The 22,105-nt window shown below is 33.7% G+C and carries 17 protein-coding genes; 4 read left to right on the top strand and 13 right to left on the bottom strand.

From position 1 onward, the window contains the following. Window positions 1-8: 8 nt before the first annotated feature. From ACNDLV_RS04310 to ACNDLV_RS04350, 9 genes are all read right to left on the bottom strand, one after another. Window positions 9-1,220, bottom strand: coding sequence for an L-lactate MFS transporter (locus tag ACNDLV_RS04310; RefSeq protein ID WP_006586198.1), 1,212 nt, complete (start codon window positions 1,218-1,220; stop codon window positions 9-11). A gap of 227 nt (window positions 1,221-1,447) precedes the next feature. Next, window positions 1,448-1,930 (bottom strand): PTS sugar transporter subunit IIA, encoded by a 483-nt coding sequence (locus ACNDLV_RS04315; protein WP_006586197.1) that lies wholly within the window; start codon window positions 1,928-1,930, stop codon window positions 1,448-1,450. 10 nt (window positions 1,931-1,940) lie between these two features. After that, window positions 1,941-2,456, bottom strand: a complete 516-nt coding sequence (locus ACNDLV_RS04320; RefSeq protein WP_006587575.1) for a hypothetical protein — start codon at window positions 2,454-2,456, stop codon at window positions 1,941-1,943. 28 nt (window positions 2,457-2,484) lie between these two features. Next, window positions 2,485-3,207, bottom strand: a complete 723-nt coding sequence (locus ACNDLV_RS04325) for a MurR/RpiR family transcriptional regulator (protein WP_022091385.1) — start codon at window positions 3,205-3,207, stop codon at window positions 2,485-2,487. Window positions 3,208-3,339: 132 nt separating this feature from the next. Continuing rightward, a complete protein-coding gene (locus ACNDLV_RS04330; protein ID WP_006586194.1) occupies window positions 3,340-5,211 on the bottom strand; it encodes a PTS sugar transporter subunit IIBC in 1,872 nt (623 codons plus the stop codon). Window positions 5,212-5,287: 76 nt separating this feature from the next. Next, window positions 5,288-6,631 (bottom strand): family 4 glycosyl hydrolase, encoded by a 1,344-nt coding sequence (locus tag ACNDLV_RS04335; protein ID WP_006586193.1) that lies wholly within the window; start codon window positions 6,629-6,631, stop codon window positions 5,288-5,290. Window positions 6,632-6,871: 240 nt separating this feature from the next. Beyond that, the gene (locus tag ACNDLV_RS04340) at window positions 6,872-7,024 is read right to left on the bottom strand and encodes a hypothetical protein (RefSeq protein ID WP_006586192.1); all 153 of its coding nucleotides are present in this window, start codon (window positions 7,022-7,024) and stop codon (window positions 6,872-6,874) included. Window positions 7,025-7,049: 25 nt separating this feature from the next. Next, window positions 7,050-7,961 (bottom strand): ROK family protein, encoded by a 912-nt coding sequence (locus ACNDLV_RS04345; RefSeq protein WP_006586191.1) that lies wholly within the window; start codon window positions 7,959-7,961, stop codon window positions 7,050-7,052. A gap of 108 nt (window positions 7,962-8,069) precedes the next feature. Then, window positions 8,070-9,269 (bottom strand): MFS transporter, encoded by a 1,200-nt coding sequence (locus ACNDLV_RS04350; protein ID WP_006586190.1) that lies wholly within the window; start codon window positions 9,267-9,269, stop codon window positions 8,070-8,072. Window positions 9,270-9,450: 181 nt separating this feature from the next. On the opposite strand from ACNDLV_RS04350, the gene ACNDLV_RS04355 reads away from it, so the two are divergent. The 3 genes from ACNDLV_RS04355 to ACNDLV_RS04365 all read left to right on the top strand — a co-directional run bounded on the left by ACNDLV_RS04355 (window position 9,451) and on the right by ACNDLV_RS04365 (window position 13,093). After that, complete coding sequence (locus tag ACNDLV_RS04355; protein WP_006586189.1) at window positions 9,451-10,356, top strand: alpha/beta hydrolase; 906 nt, start codon at window positions 9,451-9,453, stop codon at window positions 10,354-10,356. Window positions 10,357-10,385: 29 nt separating this feature from the next. After that, complete coding sequence (locus ACNDLV_RS04360) at window positions 10,386-11,246, top strand: helix-turn-helix domain-containing protein (protein ID WP_006586188.1); 861 nt, start codon at window positions 10,386-10,388, stop codon at window positions 11,244-11,246. A gap of 1,280 nt (window positions 11,247-12,526) precedes the next feature. Continuing rightward, window positions 12,527-13,093, top strand: coding sequence for a hypothetical protein (locus ACNDLV_RS04365; RefSeq protein WP_006587573.1), 567 nt, complete (start codon window positions 12,527-12,529; stop codon window positions 13,091-13,093). Window positions 13,094-13,282: 189 nt separating this feature from the next. Here ACNDLV_RS04365 and ACNDLV_RS04370 read toward each other — a convergent pair whose 3' ends face one another. From ACNDLV_RS04370 to nagA, 4 genes are all read right to left on the bottom strand, one after another. Further along, window positions 13,283-14,770, bottom strand: a complete 1,488-nt coding sequence (locus ACNDLV_RS04370; RefSeq protein WP_006586186.1) for a glycoside hydrolase family 1 protein — start codon at window positions 14,768-14,770, stop codon at window positions 13,283-13,285. A 10-nt stretch (window positions 14,771-14,780) separates the two neighbouring features. Next, entirely contained in the window at window positions 14,781-16,748 is a 1,968-nt protein-coding gene (locus ACNDLV_RS04375) for a beta-glucoside-specific PTS transporter subunit IIABC (RefSeq protein ID WP_006586185.1), read from the bottom strand. A gap of 198 nt (window positions 16,749-16,946) precedes the next feature. Then, entirely contained in the window at window positions 16,947-17,780 is an 834-nt protein-coding gene (locus tag ACNDLV_RS04380; protein WP_006586184.1) for a PRD domain-containing protein, read from the bottom strand. Further along, window positions 17,780-18,940, bottom strand: a complete 1,161-nt coding sequence (gene nagA / locus ACNDLV_RS04385) for an N-acetylglucosamine-6-phosphate deacetylase (protein WP_006586183.1) — start codon at window positions 18,938-18,940, stop codon at window positions 17,780-17,782. Before nagA ends, ACNDLV_RS04380 begins: the two co-directional genes overlap by 1 nt. A 144-nt stretch (window positions 18,941-19,084) precedes the next feature. Here nagA and ACNDLV_RS04390 point away from each other — a divergent pair, with 144 nt between their 5' ends. Beyond that, window positions 19,085-22,063: a glycoside hydrolase family 31 family protein gene (locus tag ACNDLV_RS04390; RefSeq protein ID WP_022091380.1), complete on the top strand. Its 2,979-nt coding sequence runs from the start codon at window positions 19,085-19,087 to the stop codon at window positions 22,061-22,063. Window positions 22,064-22,105 lie beyond the last annotated feature (42 nt).

A 22,105-nucleotide genomic window follows, 5' to 3' on the forward strand; every position in this document is an offset into this window, starting at 1 on the left:
TTGCTTAATTAGGCTTTTTTCATGTGTTTGATTTGAGTTTTTACAAAAAATGAGACAAGTAAAGATATAACATCAATAATAATAAAAATAAGTAAAGTCTTGGAATAGTCACTGCCGTGACTGGTATAGGTGATAATTGTAGGACCAACCATTCCAGCAACTGCCCAAGCAGTTAAAGTGTAACCGTGCAAAGCACCAAGTTCACGAGTGCCAAACACGTCACCTAAATAAGCAGGAATTACGGAGAAACCAGCTCCGTAACACGATAGAAGAAGACAAAGTGCCATTGAAAATAGTAGTTCTTGTCGCAAATAAAGAATCGTGCCTAGACAAAGAATATCAACAACAAAAATCAAGGTATATGTTAGGGGACGACCTATATAGTCTGATAAACTTGCCCAGATCAATCGGCCAAAACCATTGAATAAACCAATAATTCCAACCAAAGCAGCAGCTTTTGCGGCATTCATATTGACCATTCCTTGAGCCATCGGAGAAGCCATCGAAACAAGGCCAATACCAGTAGTAATGTTTATAAAAAACATAAACCACAAACAATAAAAGGCTGGTGTTTTTAAAGCGTCATTAGCTCTCATTTGAATACCTGTACTATTTTTTGGCAAATTAGTTTGAGTAGGAACTTCTCCAGGTCGTGGGCGCTTAATTAATTGAGCTGCCAAGAGCATTACTACTAAGTAAACAGCACCTAAAATATAAAAAGTCTTTTCAAGGCCAACGCTTTTAAGACTCAAGAGGTGATTAGCAACAGTACTTGTTAACAAAGCAGCAAAGCCAAAGCCCATAATTGCTAGTCCAGTAGCTAGCCCCCGTTTATCTGGGAACCACTTAATGATTGTAGAAACAGGAGTTACATATCCTGCTCCTAGCCCTACACCACCAATTACTCCATAGCACAAATAAAGTAGCCAAAGTTGATGAGCTCCAATTGCAACACCGGTAAGCATTACGCCTAACCCGAACAAGATGGCAGAAACTGTACCAGTTACAGTAGGCCCATATTTTTCAACTAATCGTCCCATAAAAGCAGCAGACATTCCCAGGAAGAAAATAGCTAAACTAAAAGCAAATGTTACTGCTTTAATAGACCAACCAGTTTCAGCAGCGATTGGTTTTGTAAAAACGCTCCAAGCATAAACAGAACCAATCATTAAATGTAAAACAACGCCAGCAAGGGCGACAACATAACGGTTTCTTTTCAATTTTTACCTCCAAAGTATCAAGCTAAGTTAATGCTTACAGGTATGAATATACTACTTTCCAAAAATGGGTCAATCAAAATTGTAATATGCAAGCAACAAGATGTGCTATACAAATCATTGATATATTCAATATATTGGGGTAATGAAAATTTTTAATATTTTTTTGTAACATAAAAAAACAGAAGCAGGTATCTTCCTGCTTCTGTTCATTTCTGTACGGATATTAATTACTTATATTCAATTTCTTGAACAACATCACCGGCTGAAAGTGGCCTTGGGTCAACTGCGGATACTGATTTTAGTAAATCCATATTAGTATAAACCACAATAATTGTATCTGCTAACCCAGCTTGTTTTATCTTGTCTAAATTTATTTGGGCTAATTTATCGCCTGCCTTAACTTCTTGATTCATTTTTACAAATACATCAAAAGGAGTTCCCTTTAATTCAACAGTATCAATTCCCATATGAATCAAGACTTCTAACCCTTTATCTGTTGTAATTCCAAGAGCATGTTTAGTAGGAAATAGAGTGGTAATTTTCCCTGATAAAGGAGCAACAATCGTCCCATCAAAAGGTTCAACAGCAAAACCATCACCCAACATTTTTGTTGAAAAGACATCATCATTAACGTCAGTAATTTGAATTAAATCTCCCTTAACTGGTGATACAACTTTTAACTTTGAATTTCTTTTAAATAAACCGAACATTGCTTAACCTCTATTTCTTAAATTCAATTATTACCAATAGAACAAAACTAAGTAATAATAACGCTGTACCTAAATTTATAACTAGCTTGGCTTTAAGATTGATTTGTTTTTCATTTGGAAGTTCTTGGCTTAAATAAATTCCTAAGATTGCCATAATTACACACATAAAATTACCAACTAAAGCTTGTGTAATAACTTGCGTAACCATAAACACTCTATAAGTTTTTCTTTTATAGAATATTTCTAAATTTAAAAGACAAAAATAGCCAATTATCAAATCGCATAAAGCTATAATCACTCCAACTGCTAATCCTGCTTGATTTTTTAGAAGATTAGAAAAAGTTGTTGCTGATGTTACTAAATGTAGGCCTACTAATGCTGCACAAGCAAGTGGCACAAAAATTAATACATATGAATACCACTTCAGCAACTTTTTAGGCGTTAATTTTAAATTTTGAACAATTCTATCTAAAAAGCTAGAAAAGTTTAAATGTGAAATCATAGCTATCCCTTCTTCTGTTGCCAATCAAAATATCCATTCATAAGCAAATCAATCAAAATATATGCTGGAGAGAAACAGGAGCGGGGGCTACCCCCCCATTATTTTTATAACTAAAATCAATTGTTTGGAAAAAGAAACTATAATCTGAAATCGTAGCTAAATCATTACTTCCCATTTTAGTTAAAGATACTAATTTAATCTTATCTCCAACTAAACTAATCTTCTTTAATTCATTTACTATGGATGAATTATTTCCGGAATATGAAATTGTCCATAACATATCTCCCTTATTGAAGAATTGACCTCTCATCTTCAACTCATCCAACGCTGATGGCAACAACACAGTTTGCTTGCCAAATAAAAATAATTCTTTAGAAATATAACTAGCTAATAACTCTTGCTGCCAACCGGTTGAATACAAATATATTGTTTTAGCTGTTTGAACATCAATATAAAAATTAGTTAAGTTTCGTGCTTCAAACTGTTTAATAGTGTTAGTAGTTAAGTCAGCCATTTCTTTAACAAAATTATTATTTGGGTGATTTTTTATTGAAGAAACTGCTGAAAGTTCAAATTTTAATTCACTATAACCAGATAGTCCCAATTTTTTACACAATCTAAAAATAGCTGATTCTGAAACATATAATTTTTTAGATAAATCTTTTAAACTAAGCTGAGAATTTTCTTTAGCTGAGCTTAATAAACCTTGAATAATCTCTTTTTCAGATCCACTCAAGTCACCTTGTTTTTCATAAATACGCGTTTGTAAATTCATGTTCTCATCCCCCATTATGCTAATTTAAATATAGCACAATGGACTAATACAAAGGACTACAGACGTTGATATTTTGAATATTTTTCTGTTAAAATATTGCCATTTTGTGTACAATGAAAGTCTTTAACACTTTTACATTATTTCTTTCATTTTAGCAATAATGTCATCTGTTTCTAACCCTACTGCAATATCTACTTCTTTATCTTTTATTTCTAAGTTGTATGCCCCAACTTGTTTAAATGCAACTTCATCTGCCACTAAGCTTGGATCTACAACAGTTACTCTTAATCTTGTAGCACATGACATTAGTTTTTCGATATTACTTTGGCCACCTAATAGATCAATAAATCCAGTAGCCTTTTCAAGAGTTGGATCCACTTCTGTTGAAGCAACATTATCGTGGCCTTGCTCTTGCATCATCGCTTGCATTCTTTCAAGAACTTGAGCAACATCTAATCCGACAATTACTTGCAAAGCTTTACCATGGTGTACAACACTGACAGCTTTATTTTGCTTAAATGCTGAATCAGAGGCAACTTTATTAGTATCTACAACAGTCACTCTTAATCTTGTTGCACATGAAGTTAAATCTTCAATATTACTTGGACCACCTAATAATTCAAGATAAGCAGATGCACGTGCAATATATGGATCATTAGCATTTGCACTTCCTGCTTTTTCAGCAGCTTTCTTTGCTTTGTATTCAGCTTTTGACAAAAGTTTAACATCTTCATCATCAGCTTCACGACCTGGAGTAATATAATTAAACTTCAAAATCATGTATTTAAAGACGAAGAACACAATTATTGCAAAAATAAACCCAATAACAAATTGAATAATATATGTTTGCCAATGGTGTGGCCAAAGTGGAATCCAGTTTTGAGCAGCAATACCAATTGCACCATCAGTCATATTACCTACAACACCAAAAGCACACATAGTAGTGTTCATAGTTGCTGAAAGCAAAGAATAAATCACCCATAATACAGGTGCCGCAAACAAATAAGTAAAGTCAACAGGTTCCGTAATTCCAGCAAAAACCGAAGTTAAAGCTGCTGGAATAAGTAATGCTGAAGTTTGCTTTTTCTTGCTCTTTTTTGCAGTTGCATAAAATGCATAACAAATTGCTGGAACTAAGAATACTTTTTCATTCCCATAAAGTTGGAAGCCTAATTCTGGTGCCAAAACACTAAGTGGCTTACTACTTTGAGCAAATTCTGCCAAGTGCTTTAGCCAATATGGTTGTAATCCACCTTCAACAACTGCTGGACCAAATTGGAATGGAATATATACTAAGTGGTGTAACCCTGTTGGAATAAGGATACGGTTTAAGAATGTATAAATCCAAACACCAACTAAGCCGCTATGTACAATAAAGGTTTGCATACTTGTAATTCCTAATTGAATCTTAGGCCATACTAAACAAGTCAAGAATGCAAAAGGAATCATTACAAAGAAACCTAACATTACAACATATGTTGAACCTTGAAAAGTAGCTAACCAATCTGGTAACTTTTTATCAAAGAAATGATTATGCAAATAAATAACAATTCCGGCTACTAATAATGCCCCTACCATACTGGTGTTAAGAGTTTTTATACCGGCAATCATTGTAAGACCGCCATTTGTTGAGTTAGCAACTAAATCCTTAGCATAATTATTTACGCCAAAAAATGGACCCCAATATTGTAAAAAGCCAGCTACAAAATAATTAAAAGTTAAGTAGATAACTAGCGATTCCATTGCAGCTCTACCTTTAGCTGCATGTGCTAAACCAATTGGCAAACCTACAACAAATAATAAATTAACTTGATTAAATACGGTCCATCCACCATTAGCTACAACATTCCAGATTCCGTTCCAAAATGTCCCTTCTTTGGCAAGCGAACCAAAGATCAATGGATTGGTAAATAAACTACATAAAGCTACGACAATACCTGCAAATGAGAATAGAAGGACTGGAACAAACATTGCGGCTCCAAACCTTTGGAGTTTCTGCATCATAATTTTTCACCTCGTAAGCAAAAAGGTGCTAGTAATTAGCACCTTTTATATCTTTACAACTATATTCAGATTTTGATTACTTTAATTCTGGCCAATAAGGTGCGTTAACTGGAATCATATCGTCAAGAATCTTCTTTGCAACAAGTGCATCTGGGACTGTCTTGTTAAGAGCAAATGCTTGCCACATCTTTTCATATGAATGTTGTTCATAAGCATCAACAACTAATTGTTCACAAGTTACTTGTTCCATAATCATCCCTCTTTGGAATCTGCCAGCTTCACCACAAGCAATTGGTTGAACACCATCTGCACCAAATAAGCATGGAACTTCTACAATTATATCGTCTGGAAGGTTTGAAATAGCACCATTATTAGGAATGTTTGCTAAGAATTTTTCATGAGTGTTGTAGGCAATTGCATGACAGATATCAACAATATATTCTGAGTGAATTGCATTCTTATCCCAAATATTGTTCTTAGCTGTACCTGCTTCAACGATTCTCTTACATTCACCAAAGACAATCTTTTGGCGATATTCAAGAATTTCATCAGTACGAGTATGATGTGGATCAGCATGTGCTACTTCGTATTGTGGGTAGTAATAGTACTGCATATAAGTATTTGGCAACGTATCAGGTTCCAAAGCATAGCAATCTTTGGCTTTCTTAAAGGTTTCTACCCAACTAGCTTCAGTATCCTTATCGAAATCTCCACCTACATAATATCCATTTTCACGAACATACTTCTTAAGCTTAGGCATTAAGTCCTCGCCAGTCTTGTAGTTTCTAACTTCTTTCCACCAACCGAAGTGATTCAAACCATAGTAGATAAAGTCTAAATCATGGTAATCTTTAAGGCCACAGATGCGAGCCATTCTAGTCATAATGTCAATTGGCATATCACAAATATTGATTACCTTTGACTTTGGACGGAAGCGACGACAAGCTTCAGAAACAATTGCAATGGTGTTTGAATAATTAATCATCCAAGCATTTGGTGAATACTTTTCCATGTAATCAATAATTTGAATGATTGCTGGAATTGAACGTAAACCATATGCCATTCCTCCGGGGCCGGTTGTTTCTTGACCATTTACACCATATTTAAGAGGAATCTTTTCATCATGACTACGCATTTCGTATTTACCAACACGAATTGAACCAAAGACGAAGTCAACATCAGTAAATGCTTCTTCTGGATCAGTAGTATATGAAAACTTTATTTGTGGTGCACGTTCTTTAATAATAATGGCACATGCATCACCAATCTTCTTTTGTCGTTCAGCATCAATATCATAAAATTTAATTTGGCGAAGTGGGAATTTATCTTGTTGATTAATTAATCTTAAAATAAATCCTGGTGTAAAAGTACTACCACCACCAGCAATTACAACTGAAAACTTTCGATCATCTTTAACCATAAATCTGTCTCCTTAGAAATGATAAACATTTATTAAGTGAGGTACCTTACATGTTTATTTATACCAATTATTTTTATTGTTTGGAAGCCTTTTCATTACTATAGAATTAGTATTTCACTGTTTAAAAATAAATTGTCAGCCAGTGAAATATATTTCAAAGAAATTCTTCATACAAAAAGCGTTGATAAACTTAGTGTCATCCTAAGTTTATCAACGCTTTCAAATTCACTTTAAAAAAGATTAATCTAAATCATTGCATAAAACTTTTATTACTCGATTGTATACTTCTTGTCTATTTTGATGAAGACCATGATCACTCTCAGCTATTAGATGAATTTCAGATTGTGGCCAAATTGCATGATATCGAATTGAAGCATAATTATTTACATTCATTTTTTCAATATCTAAATATTAATCTTTATTCGTCCTCACCATTTAATTTCAACAGCAAAGCATACAAAGCCCCATAAATATTAGCTTCATTCATAAATTTTGCTCTTACGATAGTTGGCCGTGTCAACATTTTAGCAATAAATGGAACTTCATTAGTAATCAATCGGTATTGTTTATTGATAGCTTCTACCACCTTGGGTTGAGCACTAATGCCACCACCAATTACGAATTTATCCAAATCAACTACTGATTGAATATTAAAAATAATAGTGGCAACTTCTTTACACTCTCGCTCTAAAATTTTTAATGCCTGATCATTGCCATTATTAATAGCATCAAAGGCTGCATACCCATCTTTTAAATCAGAATTTCCAATTAACTTATTAACACTTTCAATCATTTTTACAGCTGAACCATAAGTGCAACCAAAACGTTCAAAGCCTGACTTATCTCCTTCAGTCTGCATAAAACTAAGTTCACCTGCTTGAAAATGACTGCCTCTCCAAATTCTGCCATCTAAGATAATTCCGCCACCAATACCAGTTCCTAAAACAACTGCAGCACCATTATTAACCCCTTTTAATTCACCAAGCCAAAGCTCAGCTAATGCCGCAGCTTTACCATCATTTTCAACACCAACAGGAACGTGATATTTATCACCAACAAGTCGTTGAAAATTTACACCGTCTAAATAAGGTAAAGCTCCCCCAAAGTAAACAGTGTTAGCTTTCGTATCTACTTTACCCGGTGCACTAAAAGCAATTCCTTCAAATTGTCCCTGATACTGATCTGCAATCTTATAAACTGCTTTTAAAAAATCTGCTAAATTATCCGTTGGTGTGGGTACTTTATCATGCTCAATAATTTCACCTGCATTATTTAAAAGGGCATATTTCAAATTAGTACCGCCAATATCGAAAGCTAAATATTGTGTCATTTTATTACGTCTCTTCTCTTCTTTTTATATTTATTATATGTATTATTAGTAACTAAATTAGGTTATCAATTGACCTAATTTTTTATTACTTTCCATTTAGCCAAAAATCTAAAATTGGTGCTTTGTTTTTATATTAATCCTATGTACCCGCAAATAATGTCCCAATCCATAAACTGTTAAAAGTATAAAAGCAGCTGCACAAATAAACATCGCAAATCTTGGCGTTGAATTACCTAACACCCCAGATAAGGAATTAAGAATATATGGAGAAACTGAACAAGCAATGTTAATCAAAACTAAAGCAATCGTTGTAGCTAAGTTAACTGAACCATGTGGTGCTGCCCAAGAAAGCCAATTATACAAGTATGGGACAGCTAAAGCTGCACCGAAGCCAAGAACAATATTTCCAGCAAAAATCATAACCAAGTTGGTCGCAAAACCAAATAATAAAAATCCGATTGCAGTAATCAAAAATCCGATTGGGAAAATTTTATCATGTAGCTTCTTGAACAATATCCCAAAACTTGCCCCAAGTGGAATTCCACATAGCCCAGTAATACCAGTTAATGCCGCATATTGACTCATACTACCTAATTTTTCAGAAGTTACCAAGAGAGGTAGCTTGTAAGAAAGTGGCATATAAAAAATAAATAGAATGAAAAAGACGGTCCAAATCACAACTAATTTTGAATTAATTTTTTCTCTATTCTTTGGTGCAGCTTTTTTAGTTATCGTCTTATTAGCCTTATCATTAGGAATAAATAGGGCAAATAAAATAAAAACGGGAATAATTAATAAATAAATACCAAAAGCCATGTGCCAGTTAATGGTAACTAACCAACTTAAAATAAATGAAACAAGAGCTGTTCCTAAGGCTCCCATTACATTTTGAAAACCTAACATTGAAGCAGTTTCTTCTTCATCATCATTATAAAATTGGGGAATCAATGATACTGCCAATGAATTGAATAATCCTATTCCCATTCCTAATAACAATCTGGAAATTGCAATCATCATAAAGCTACTTGCATACATCGGAAAAGTACCACTAATTAGAGCTAATACTAATCCTGATAGAACTGTTTTCTTTTGCCCTAAAAATCTAATCAAAACAGGACTTAAAATCAGCCCTAAAATGATTCCAATATTAGGTAAAGTAATTAAACCTTCAACACTAGCCTTACTTACTCCACTAAATGCAGGATAAAGTAGTGGCAAAGCTGATGACACAGCTGGTGCAATCATCAACAGTGTTGAAATAGATAGCAATGCTATTTTAAAAATTAGACTATTTTTATTATATTTCATCGTACAGCCCTCCTATATTTTTCACTGTCTAGCATACCTTTATGAGTAAGCGTATACAATACTGTTAGTTATCTAAAAAACGGCGTTTATTGACCAATTTAAATTTGGTTACAAATCGCCATTTTTTAGTCATTGAGTTGTTACTTTTTTCACTTTATAAGCTGTACACTGTAACTGAATTATGACTAAGGAGGAATTAATTATGGCTGATTTACCAACTTCTGTAGATGAATTACGTGCTATTTTTAAAAAAGGAGACGATGCACGTGATGCCGGTTTACCTACTAATATTCCCGAAGTAGAGAGAATCGATAATTTAAGTTATGGACCTGACGAAAAGTGGAATTTGTTAGATATTTATTTACCAAAAAATAGAACTGGAAAAGTCCCCACCATTATTAGCATTCATGGCGGTGGCTGGGTATATGGTACTAAAGAAACCTATCAATTTTATGGCATGTCTCTTGCTAAAATGGGTTTTGGATTTGTAAACTTCAATTATCATTTAGGACCTGATGTTGTTTTTCCTGGAATTTTAGATGATGTTCAACTGTTAATGGAATGGATTGAAAACCATGGTGCAGAATACGATTTGGATTTGAAGAACATCTTCTTGTTGGGAGATAGTGCCGGTGGGCAAATGACTGAGCAATATTTAGCCATTTCTACTAATGATGATTTTCGTAAATTATTCGGATATCAACCTTTAAGCTTTAAATTTAATGCTGCTGCCTTAAATTGTGGTGCCTACTTTATGTTGGACAAAGAACAAACTCAAGGTGCTGTTGCGGCCTACTTTGCACCAGAAGCAATTAAGGATAAAAAAGAGCTTTTAAATACTGAACAATACTTAACCCAAAATTTGCCACCATTATTTATCATGACAGCCAATGAAGATTTTTTGCATGATAATGCTATTCGCTTAGATGGCTTTTTAAGAGCTAAAGGAATTAAGCATGAGTTGCATATTTATGGCACTCCCGATAAACCTAGACAACATGTCTTCCATTGCAATGTTCGAGATGAAATTGGACAGCAATGTAACAAAGATGAAATCGATTTCTTCAAGCAATATATTGTAAAATAGGTTTATCTCAGTTCTAGTGGAGGACTGCAATGCCTATGTATGAACATGAAATTGTTAAACCCGTTGGTCAATTATCAATTTGGTACCATATTTTTGATGATAATCAAGCATGGAATGCTTATATTCCTGCTCATTGGCACAGAGGAATCGAATTAAGTTATATAGAGCGAGGATCGATTGATGACTTCAGAATTGGTGATGCCCATTTTTCTTCTAGTTCAGGAAAAATTTTAGTAGTTAATACTCAAGAAATTCATTCAATAAAAACTCAAGTCAAACAAAATGATTTAGCTCTCTCAATCATTTACCCGTACTCATACATTGAGGGGCTATTTCCAAAAATTAATAATTATCGAATTGAAATCAACCATCCTGAAAACTTTACTGAATTACAAAAGTTAGCTTATCTGAATCTTAAAAGCCAGCTAATTCAATTTATCGCAACAGCTCAATTAAATTCTAATGATCGAAATATTCGATTATCAATTATTTCACTAGAAATTTTAGATAATTTACTGAACAATTTTGTTCAAAAAAGAAAACAACTTCCTGCTAAAAAAGAGGTAATAACTCAAAGACTTCAAGAAATTGTTGAGTATATAACTACAAATTTACAGCAAGACTTATCTTTAGAAATAATTGCTAACGAGTGTCATATATCACGAGAATATCTTGCAAGATTTTTTAAAAAGAATATGGCAATGACTGTTGCAGAATATATTCGTTACCGTAGAGCAATTTCAGCTAGAAAAGATTTACTTTCAAAGAATGCAACTTTAACTGAAATTGCTATTGATAATGGGTTCAGTGGCATTCGTTCTATGAATCGGGCATTGCAGGAATTTTATCACGAAGATGCAAAAGAGATTCGTAAAAGAGAACAGAAATAGACAATAAAAATTGCATAGGTTGTTGTATAATTAAAGATCTAATCAGAATCAAAAAGACAGCTGTTATCCTCAGCTGTCTTTTTGATTTTTATTGTTTCCAAAATTAATTGGTACTATTTATAGGCTCTAAAATGTAGGCAATAAAAAAGACGGTCATCAGACCGCCCACCGTTGCATGTTTTCACACATGCAGAACTTCTCTCTGTGCTTATTATATCACATTTTGTGATAAAATTGAATTGCATGTTTTCATGCCACTTTTTTTATGAAAGGAGGTATCAGCATGCAGAACTTCTTTCTATTACTACTTGTCTTGCTGGTTCGTGAATTACGAAAATTAATTCATGAACTGAACATTATGTTCAATAAAAAGTAAGGTAGTACAAAGCCACGATTATGCGTGGCTTTTTTATTTTCCAATTGTTTTTCGGATAATACTGCAAACTTTGAGGCATGCTTTTGAACTTTTTGCTTTAAAACTCATTCGTTATGTAAGTGTAGGCAATAAAAAAGGCGGTCATCAGACCGCCCACCGTTGCATATCTTTTGAGAACATGCAGTTACTCTTCTTTTATTTATTATAACACATAATATGCTAAAATAAAGTTTGCATATCTTCTAAACCTGCTTTTATGAAAGGAGGTGAGAATATGCCAGTTACTCTTCTTCTCTTATACTTGCTTGTTCGAGAAATTCGAAAGATTCTTGAACTTTTTAAAAAGTAAGTATGGTAAGCCACGGGAAACCGTGGCTTTTTATTTTCCAATTACTTTTCAAATAATACTGCAAACTTTGAGGCATACTTAATCTTTTTACTTAAAAACTCAATCGTTACATAAATGGAGGCAATAGAAAAGGCGGTTCTAACGAACCACCCATAAAACGTCGACGACGGATTGATTTCCCTTTCAATTCTTCTTACACGTTAATTCATTATTTTTATTATCGTGGTACCTCCGAAGTACCTGAAAAAACTCTTCAAAAAGTTTTTAGAAGATAATCAAGACTAATTGTTGAGCAAGAAAAGAGTAGTCATTTTTGATTGCTCTTTTTTTTTAAAACACTCTTTGCTAAAATCCATGATGATTCATTTCATCTAACTTCTTTTTTAGCTCTTCATTCTCCGCTACAAGTATTTCTTTTTTAGTTTCTTATCCACCTCAGACTTTGTGTAAAAAAGCTTTTATATTAAATTCCCTTGAAACACGAAAACAATATACTATAGACTAAAAGATATTATCTAAAAACTAAAATAACAAATAGAAAGGGTTTAATATCACATGGTCATATCTGAATTTACATTAAAAGAAATTTTACAAGTTATCTGGGCTAATACATTCCATATCAATACAAAAAAATCTAAAATTCTCCAAATTATTCTTGGTATCTTAATACTACTAATTCTTATTGTGTTTTTTCTTATGTATTATAATTCTAGAGAATTTGTTACACTAAATAAATTCTCTAGAATTGTCTTTGCATTACTCTATACACTTTATCCTTTACCTATGGCTCTATTTACAGTTTTTTTAATACTAAGCCTTATCTATAAAAGAAAACAGATAATTTTTTTCGAAAAAACTTTTTCTGATAATTTATCAAAAATAGATACTTCTACTTTCAGAAATTCCAATATTAAAATCCCTTACATAAAACATGCTCAAGAAAACTTTATAAAAGCTCAATTCTATGATGTAGGTGGAATATACAATGATATTATTTTAGTTAAAAAAATCTCTAAAATACCACATCTTTCTAGTAAAAATATCCTTTATATCAAGAAAAAAGATTTAACTCCTGAACAATTATCTATCTTAAAACGCCATGTAAAACTTTGGATAGGTTAATTTAGACTAAGCAATCAAAGAATCATATTTAAATTTACAATAATAAAAAAGATAGGTATTCCCCCCTTCTTTTACGTAGCCCTTATATATTTTGCATATAACAGGAGTAATCTCTAGTTTTGTAGTACTACACTTATGAATTAACACAAAAAAGCCACTTAATTTACGATTAAGTGGCTCTTTATTTTCCTAGCTTAAATCTTCACCATTTGAAGCAATAACTTTCTTATACCAATAGAATGAATCCTTCTTGTAACGCTTCAAACTACCGTTACCTTCATCATCTCTATCAACATAGATAAAGCCATAACGCTTACTCATTTGGCCTGTACCAGCACTTACAAGGTCAATACAGCCCCAAGTAGTGTACCCAATTAAATCTACACCGTTATCAATTGCTGCTTTCATTGCTTGAATATGTTGCTTCAAATAGTCAATTCGATAATCATCATGAACTTCATTATCTGCAGTCAATTTATCAACTGCACCTAAACCATTTTCAACGACCATTTGTGGCAAGTGATAACGATCATTCATCACTTCAAGGTAATATTCTAAGCCCATTGGATCAGTAGCCCAGCCCCATTCGGAATACTTCAAATATGGGTTCTTAGCTCCTGCTGCAAAATTACCACCAACTTTATCCTTAGTTTCATGGGTAGTAATTACATTAGACATGTAATAAGAGAAAGTGTACATATCAACTTTACCAGCTTTAAGATCTGCTAAATCTTGGTCTGTAATATCTAAGTGAACATTGTGTTCATTCCACAAACGCTTAGAATAGCTTGGATATTCACCCAAAGCTTGTACATCCCCACAGTAAAAAATATTTTGTTCCCAAGCATAACGATTAGCTAAAATATCCTTAGGATCTGGTGTTAGTGGGTAATTTACAATGCCACAAATCATGTTGCCGACAACATAATCAGAATCAATTTCGTGAGCAGCCTTAACTGCACGCGCACTAGCTACAAATTGATAATGTAATTTTTGATAAGCATGTTGATATACTGCATCATCATTAATCTTTTGTCCAAACATATTAAGCATTAACAAACTACAATTAATTTCATTAAAAGTCAGCCAATACTTAACTAATCCCTTATATTCTTTGAACAATACTTTAGCATACTTTACGTACTCATCAATCATTGCTCGGTCTTGCCAATCATTGTATTTTTCACTTAAATACAATGGATCTTCATAGTGAGAAATAGTAACTAACGGTTCAATATTATATTTCTTTAGTTCTTCAAATACCTTGCGATAAAAATCAAGTCCCGCTTGGTTAGGCTCTTTTTCATCTCCCTTAGGGAAAATTCTTGTCCAAGCAATAGACATTCTAAAGGTCTTAAATCCCATTTCAGCGAATAATTTAATATCTTCTTTATAGTGGTGATAAAAGTCAATTGCCACATGATTAGGATAGTATTCACCTGGTAATATTGCACCTTTTGCGCCTTGGGGTAGCCCAGCACCTGGCATAGCTGGTGTTTCTCCGGCTTTGCCATTAAGCATATAAGTTAACATTCGTGGCTTATTTAAACTACCAGCAGTTGTAATATCTGTTACTGATAGGCCTTTTCCGCCTTCATCATATCCGCCTTCAAGTTGATTAGCAGCGGTTGCTCCACCCCATAGAAAATCCTTTGGGAAACTTGTCTTTGTACTCATATTTTTCCTCCTAATCCAAATCTAAAACATTATCACCAATATGAACTACTCCTTGTTTAGTTAAGCTAATTTTATGATAGTTCTTTGTATTAGTAATCACAATTGGTGTTGTTACGTCATAACCTGCCTTTTTGATTGCTTCAATATCGAATTTAACTAAAGGCTCTCCTGCTTTAACAACTTGATCTTTTTTAACCAAAGTTTCAAAACCTTTACCATTCAAGTTAACAGTATCCATACCAATGTGCATCAAAACTTCAGCGCCATCATCTGTATGCATTCCAATTGCATGACCAGTTGGGAAAACCAAGACTACATGACCATCAGCAGGAGCTCGCAGAATACCTTCACTTGGTCTAATAGCTGCGCCATCTCCCATAGCCTTAGTTGAAAAGACTTCATCCTTAACTTCAGATAATGGAATTAATTCACCATTCAATGGACTAACTAAAGTAGTTGGCTTGTTGTAATCAGAATTTGTTTTAGCAATTGCAGCATTTTTCTTAATTTCAGTTGCTTCATTAGCTGCTGTTTGAACATCTTGTGCAATGTGTTCTTGATCTTGTGCATCAACAGCATCCTTACCAAAAAGCATTTGTAAAACAAATCCTAAAATGAAAGCTACAACCATTGCAGCAATTAAATAGTAAAGTGAGCTATTAATTCCAGTCTTAGGATTAATTGCGGCTGGGATTACAAATATCCCCATACCACCCATCATATAAAGTTTTACGTTACCTAAAGCAATAATAATAGTTGCCAAAGCAGAAGCAATACATGAAATAATGAAAGGCTTTTTTCTTGGAAGAGTTACACCATAAATAGCTGGTTCAGTTACACCAAAAATGCCGGAAATAAAAGCTGGAAAGGCAATTGCTTTAGTTTTTTCATTTTTTGTTTGGAATAAAATTGCTAATACAACACCGATTTGGGCAAATGAAGCAGCAAGTGATAAGTCAAGAATTTGATCAAAGCCATTTGCAGCCAAGTTAGCAAAGAACACAGCCACAAATCCCCAGTGAACACCAAAAATAACAAATACTTGCCAAAATGCTCCCATCAAGATCCCTGCTAAAATTGGGCTAATGTGGTAAGCAGAAACAGTGATTAATGATAATAAGTTACCAAACCAAGTGGCAATTGGCCCAATTACTAGGAAAGTAAGTGGAACAACAATTAATAAAGTAAAGAACGGAACAAGGAAAGTTCTAACTACTGCTGGAACCCAACTTTTAACCCATTTTTGAACATAACTTGCAAACCAGACTGCTAAAATTATTGGAATAACAGTTGATGAATAGTTCATCATAATCACTGGAATACCAAAGAAGGTAGTGTGAATATCTGATTGTAAGAAGGTTCCCTTAAATACTGTCATCAAGGTTGTCTTACTACTACTAATTGCAACAATTGCTGGATAAACCATTGTTGCCGCAATTCCCATCGCAGTAAAGATTTCAACCTTAAACTTCTTGGCAGCATTAACTGCAATTAAAATTGGCAAGAAGTAAAAGAAAGCATCCCCAATTGCATAAAGGATTTGATACTCACCTGATGTTTTAGACAATAATCCAAGCGAAGCACAAGCAGCAACGATTCCTTTAATCATACCAGCACTAGCTAACGCACCTAAAAACGGTGTAAAGATACCTGAAACGATATCAATAAACTTATCAGCAATTGACATATTGCTAGTATCAACATAATCATCGTCTACTTGTCCACCATCACTAAAGCCACCTACTTTAACTAAAGTGTCATACACATCTGCAACTTCATTACCGATAACTACTTGATATTGTCCAGCTGATTTAACAACCGTTACAACGCCATCCGTATTTTTGAGCTCATCATCATGAGCCTTCTTTTCATCTTTTAGCTTAAAACGCAAACGAGTAGTACAGTGAACTACACTAACTACGTTATCCTTACCGCCAACTCCAGCGATAATCTTTTTACTTAGGTCTTCGTAGGCCATAATTTACACCTCTTAACAATATAAAAACCCGAGAAATCATGCCAAAAACTCCAGAAAAACTCCGGTTAGTATAGACATAATCTCTCGGGTTAATGCTTAGCTTAACTAATAACACACCTTAGTGATTACTTGTTAAATATTAACTTTATGTTTTTATAATACTATTCTCTGTAAGCGCTGTCAACGATAAAATAAAAATTATCGATTGCTTACTCTCCATACATGTAAAATCAGATAAACTTCATCATCTTCACCTAATTGATATCCCGTCTTTTCTTTAATAAAATAAGCAATTTTTTCTACTACTTTGCTAGTTTCGGGATATTTTTGCTTCATTAATTGACCAAAAACAGGATCTAGTCCATCATTTTTGCGATCTTGTTTTTTAATAATTTGAATGAGCAAGGCCCGAAGATGGGTTACAAACCTACTGTAGTTAAATGATGTGCGATCTAAACTTTTACCAGTTTCTAAACTAACAATACGTAATATCCCATCTAATAACTTACTAAGTTCCATAGTTTCTTGAACAGTCTCTTTATCAAAGCCAACATTAACCAAATGATAAGTTAAAAAAACAACTTCACTTTCTGGCAAAGTTACTTTAGCTTCTTTTTCAACCATAGCTACTAATTCTCTAGCAACAGCTACTTCCTTAGGATAGAGCTTTACCACTTCCCATTGCATCATTTGGTTATCTAAAATCATGTTTTCTTTATTTCTAGTTAACATGAAGTCAACGTGATCTGCTAATGAAGTATAAGCATAATTATCAAATTTTATTCCTATCTTTATTTGAGAAAGCTCAACCATTTTATTAGTTAAGCTGAGAGCTAGTGAACTTAAACTAGTAACTGTTTTTAAAGTGGTATCTTGGTCAGTATTTTTAAAACGACGTTCTATTTTACTTTCCTCAATTATGTCGCCGGCTTTTTTGCCAAAACCAATACCTTTTCCAATAACAATCCACTCTACTCCAGCCTCATCCTTAACCAAAGCAGCACTATTGTTATAACTCTTTTCAAAAATCATTATTTTTCTACCTTATATCTTGATATTCCATCTAAATAAGTTTCTACCAAGGTCATGTCATTATTTAAAATCAAAAAGTCAGCTGCTCGATCAGGTGCAATAACACCACATTTATCTAAAATTTTACTACTCTTAGCTGGGACATAACTAGCCATCATTACAGCATCTTCTCGACTTACAATGTCCCAATCAACCAAGTTTTTAACAGCATCTTTTAAAAGTAAAATACTTCCTGCTAAATTATTGCCATTAACCAAACGAGCCATGCCATCTTTTACATAGACTGGCAATTCGCCTAACATGTAATTACCATCAGGCATCATCCCCGCTTGCATACAATCCGTAATTAAACAAATATGTTCGCACCCCTTAGCTTGAATAAGTGCTCGCAAAGCTGGAATTTCTACATGGTGCCCATCAGCAATTAACTCACAATCAGTTAATCGACTAGCAAAAGCGGCCCCAATAATATTAGGTTCATGTTGCGATAAATAATTCATCCCATTATAAGTATGGGTAAACATGCTAGCCCCTGCGTTAATAGCCTTATTAGCATCTTCAAAATTGCTACTTGAGTGTCCCAAGGAAACAGTTACTCCTTCTTTTACAGCTTCTCGAATAAATTCACAACTACCTTTACGCTCAGGAGCCATTGAAATCTTAATTAGCATATTATCACTAGCTTTACGCCAGCCATCAAACAATTTAATATCAGGATCAACCATGTACTTAGGATTTTCAGCTCCTCCATGTTCAGGAGTAAAAAATGGTCCTTCAAAGTGGATGCCTTGAATCTTAGCACCTGTTTCTTGATCCTTATGGTCTGCAAACATTTTACAAATATTTGTCAGAGTTTCATCACTTGCTGTAATTGTTGTTGGTAACCAAGAAGTCACACCAGCTGCAAGCAAACCTTCTGAGATTTTGTTAATACCTTGCCAATCACTCTTCATTACATCTTCATTAAGTAGACCATGAATATGAGTATCGACATACCCTGGAGCAACTGCCTTATCAGGATATTCTTTTATTTCTCCATTAGGCTTTTCATTTTCTGGATAATAAAAGCCAAATTTTCCATCATCAGTTATTTCTAAATAACCACCTAATTCTGTTTTATTTTTTAAGAAAAATTTTGCTGCATGAATGTAGTAAGTCATATATCTATCTCTTCTTTCATAAAAGCGCTATCGTTACTAATCATATCGTGACGATAAATATCTTTAAAGTCAACTAAATAGCCAAAAAATTTCATGATTTTTCGTTATAATGTAAGTAATTAAAGAAATATTTAGGTGGTAGATATGGCACAAACTATACAAGGTCGTCATCAACTAGGTGCTTTAGTTGGTGCACAAAAAACAGAAAATTTTTATGAATTACATTACTCAAGTGGTGAAACAGCTCGCTTATACATTTTATCGGATGGCATTTTTCGGTTTTATCTTGATCCAAAAGGCTTATTTGAAACAAATGCATTGGATTTAAACTTATCTTCATTTGATAATTCCTATCATGAAAAAAGTAATGCAAAAGCAACTAGTGAGGCCTTCATTATTCAAACAGGCTCAATAAAGCTAGTCTTTGGCCAAAAGCCAGCAACTTTAACAATTTTTGATGAACAAGTCCACCGCAATCGTTTAAGTCAAACCAGCCCATTAGAAATTGGTGATGGTGCAAGTATCGAGTTTTTAAAGCAAAATCAAAATGAATACTATTATGGTGGAGGATTGCAAGGCGGTCACTTTAGTCATAAAGGGAAAAAAATTCAAATCAAAGATTTGAAAGTTGCAGGAAATGGTGGAGTTATCAACCCTATTCCATTTTTCTGGTCAAATGCTGGTTTTGGAGAATTGCGTAATACCAACGCAATCGGGACATATGATTTCGGTTCTAAAAATTCAAGTAATTGCTTATTAAGCCATGCTTGTGAGGAATTTGATACATTCTATTTAATTGGAAATTCTCCTCAATCTATCTTACAAAAACTTTATCAGCTAACTGGCAAGCCTTTTAATCTACCAAAATACGCTTTAGGTCTAGGTTATCTGGGTAACTTTTTAGATTTCACTTGGAAGAAAAGTGACAATACTAACCGTACAGCTACAAAATTTGAAGATGGTGGTTATTATGAAAAGACCACTAATCCAGAGGATATTGCTACTAAAGCATCTTTAAATGGTGAAGAAAATGCAATTTTTTCTGCCAGAGCAATGATTGATCGTTATCAAAAAATGAAGTTTCCACTCAGTTACTTTATTCCAGATTTTGGCTCAAAAACACCAGCTAAGCTTGATGAATTGCAACAGTTTAATGAATATGCTTTAAGCCAAGGGGTTATGCCGGGAACCGCTCATGTTGAAACTTTACTAGCTAATACGCAACTTGCTTATACTGATAAACAAAACGAAGCTAAAACATATTCTGCTTTAGCCAATAGTTTAAAGAAACAAAGACCATTTGTTTTAACTGGCAATGGAAATGCTAAAAGTCTTCACACTAGTGCATTAGCTTTTGGAGAAGATGGTGGTGAATGGGACGCTTTGAAAGATCAAATAGCCAGTTTACTTGGTTTATCTCTTTCAGGACAACCTATTAGTGGCTGTGCAGTAGATGGTATTCGTGGCGGAGGAAATGCGACAGTAAGTGTCCGTGACTTTGAATGGAAAAGTTTCACACCATTATTATTTAACATGGATGGTCAAGGAACTACTCCTAAGCTTCCTTTTGTTTACAACAATAAAATTTCCAAAATTAATCGCGCCTATTTAGCTCTAAGAAAGCAATTTAGTTCATATTTGTATACTTTAGTTAAAAAAGCGCAAGCTGGTGACTTAATTATGCGTCCTCTTTTCATGGAATTTCCACATGAAAAAACAAACTATTCAGATGAATGGTCTAGTGAATTTATGCTAGGAAAAGACTTATTAATTGCACCAATTTCAGATGGTCGTGAAGATGAAAAAGGTCATGCAATTAAGGATCGTTTATATTTACCAAATCACCGCACTATTTGGATTGATTTATTTACTGGAAAGAAGTATCCAGGTGGTAGAGTATATAACAACTTATCATTTCCACTTTGGCACTTGCCTGTCTTCATTCGTTCAGGCGCAATTTTAAGTCAAGGTAATCGAATTTTTACTATCTATCCTCAAGGAAAGACAGTTACAGAAGTTGTAAATGATAATAACTTAAGCGAATCAGAAACTTATACTACTACAATTACTTCTAACTTAAATGATGATCGGTTACACTTATCTTTTGCACCAGTTGAAAATCTTCATGAAGATGCTGCTAAAGATCAAGCAACTTATTTAAATATCTTAATTGATCATTATCCTGGAAACGTTAGTCTTAAAATAAATGATGAACCCGTTCGCCTTAATGAATCAGGTTCTTTCAATGCCTTTTTAACTGCTAAAGAAGGATATTACTTTAATACTAACTTTATTGCTGCTCCTGCTTTTAGTGATTTCACTAAGCAACGCCAAACTGCCTTACAAATCAAACTGGCCAAGCGTGATATTACTGATACCAAAATTGATATCTTTATTGATAACTCCCACTATGTTAAAGCAAATGAAGCTCATGCAATTATTGATTCTGCTTTACGTGCTCCTGGGAAGCCTTCAATTAATCCTGATAAGACAACAGCTCACAGTTTAACAGCAATTTGGCCTAATGATGCTCAAGTTCAAATTGAGGTAAATGACCTAATTTATGATGGAATCAGTGGCAAGAATTTCACTTTCAACAATTTAAAATCAGAAACTCTATACAAAATGCGCTTGCGTTACTTATCACATAATAAGGTTTCAGAATGGTCTGATTACTTTGGTGGTAGAACTAAACCTAGTCAATATAAGTTTGCAGTTAAAAATGTCCAGATGCATTCTTCTATGCTTAGTCAAGAAGGCCACGATGTGGCGTTAGCTACTGATATGCTTCTAGCCAGCGAATGGAGAACTGCTGATAAAATGACTAATGATGGGTTAACTTTAACATTCAATTTTGCAAAAGAAGAAGAATTATCAAGAATGGTTTATCTTCCAAGAACAGTCGATCAAGTTGGACGGATTACTAAAGCTAGTTTAGCTATTTCTAAAGATGGAATTCATTTTGAACTATATCGTAATGAAATTAATTGGCCTAATGATCCTAAAAATAAAGTTGTTGGTTTGCGAGATGTCAAAGCTAAAGCTATTCAAATGCACATTACTGAATCTAGCGATGGCTTGATAGCAGCTAAGCAATTCTACTTCTTCAAGCCAAAAAAATAATTTCAGTATAAAAAAGCATAAGCTTACGTGATTTACTTTCTT

The organism is Lactobacillus fornicalis (genome assembly GCF_055362665.1).

Excerpts from the sequence above, each read along its gene's own strand:
- ACNDLV_RS04315 (WP_006586197.1), bottom strand. The coding sequence starts at position 1,930 with ATGTTCGGTTTATTTAAAAGAAATTCAAAGTTAAAAGTTGTATCACCA.
- ACNDLV_RS04325 (WP_022091385.1), bottom strand. The coding sequence starts at position 3,207 with ATGAATTTACAAACGCGTATTTATGAAAAACAAGGTGACTTGAGTGGA.
- ACNDLV_RS04330 (WP_006586194.1), bottom strand. The coding sequence starts at position 5,211 with ATGATGCAGAAACTCCAAAGGTTTGGAGCCGCAATGTTTGTTCCAGTC.
- ACNDLV_RS04335 (WP_006586193.1), bottom strand. The coding sequence starts at position 6,631 with ATGGTTAAAGATGATCGAAAGTTTTCAGTTGTAATTGCTGGTGGTGGT.
- ACNDLV_RS04340 (WP_006586192.1), bottom strand. The coding sequence starts at position 7,024 with ATGAATGTAAATAATTATGCTTCAATTCGATATCATGCAATTTGGCCA.
- ACNDLV_RS04345 (WP_006586191.1), bottom strand. The coding sequence starts at position 7,961 with ATGACACAATATTTAGCTTTCGATATTGGCGGTACTAATTTGAAATAT.
- ACNDLV_RS04350 (WP_006586190.1), bottom strand. The coding sequence starts at position 9,269 with ATGAAATATAATAAAAATAGTCTAATTTTTAAAATAGCATTGCTATCT.
- ACNDLV_RS04355 (WP_006586189.1), top strand. The coding sequence starts at position 9,451 with ATGACTAAGGAGGAATTAATTATGGCTGATTTACCAACTTCTGTAGAT.
- ACNDLV_RS04360 (WP_006586188.1), top strand. The coding sequence starts at position 10,386 with ATGCCTATGTATGAACATGAAATTGTTAAACCCGTTGGTCAATTATCA.
- ACNDLV_RS04365 (WP_006587573.1), top strand. The coding sequence starts at position 12,527 with ATGGTCATATCTGAATTTACATTAAAAGAAATTTTACAAGTTATCTGG.
- ACNDLV_RS04370 (WP_006586186.1), bottom strand. The coding sequence starts at position 14,770 with ATGAGTACAAAGACAAGTTTCCCAAAGGATTTTCTATGGGGTGGAGCA.
- ACNDLV_RS04375 (WP_006586185.1), bottom strand. The coding sequence starts at position 16,748 with ATGGCCTACGAAGACCTAAGTAAAAAGATTATCGCTGGAGTTGGCGGT.
- ACNDLV_RS04380 (WP_006586184.1), bottom strand. The coding sequence starts at position 17,780 with ATGATTTTTGAAAAGAGTTATAACAATAGTGCTGCTTTGGTTAAGGAT.
- nagA (WP_006586183.1), bottom strand. The coding sequence starts at position 18,940 with ATGACTTACTACATTCATGCAGCAAAATTTTTCTTAAAAAATAAAACA.
- ACNDLV_RS04390 (WP_022091380.1), top strand. The coding sequence starts at position 19,085 with ATGGCACAAACTATACAAGGTCGTCATCAACTAGGTGCTTTAGTTGGT.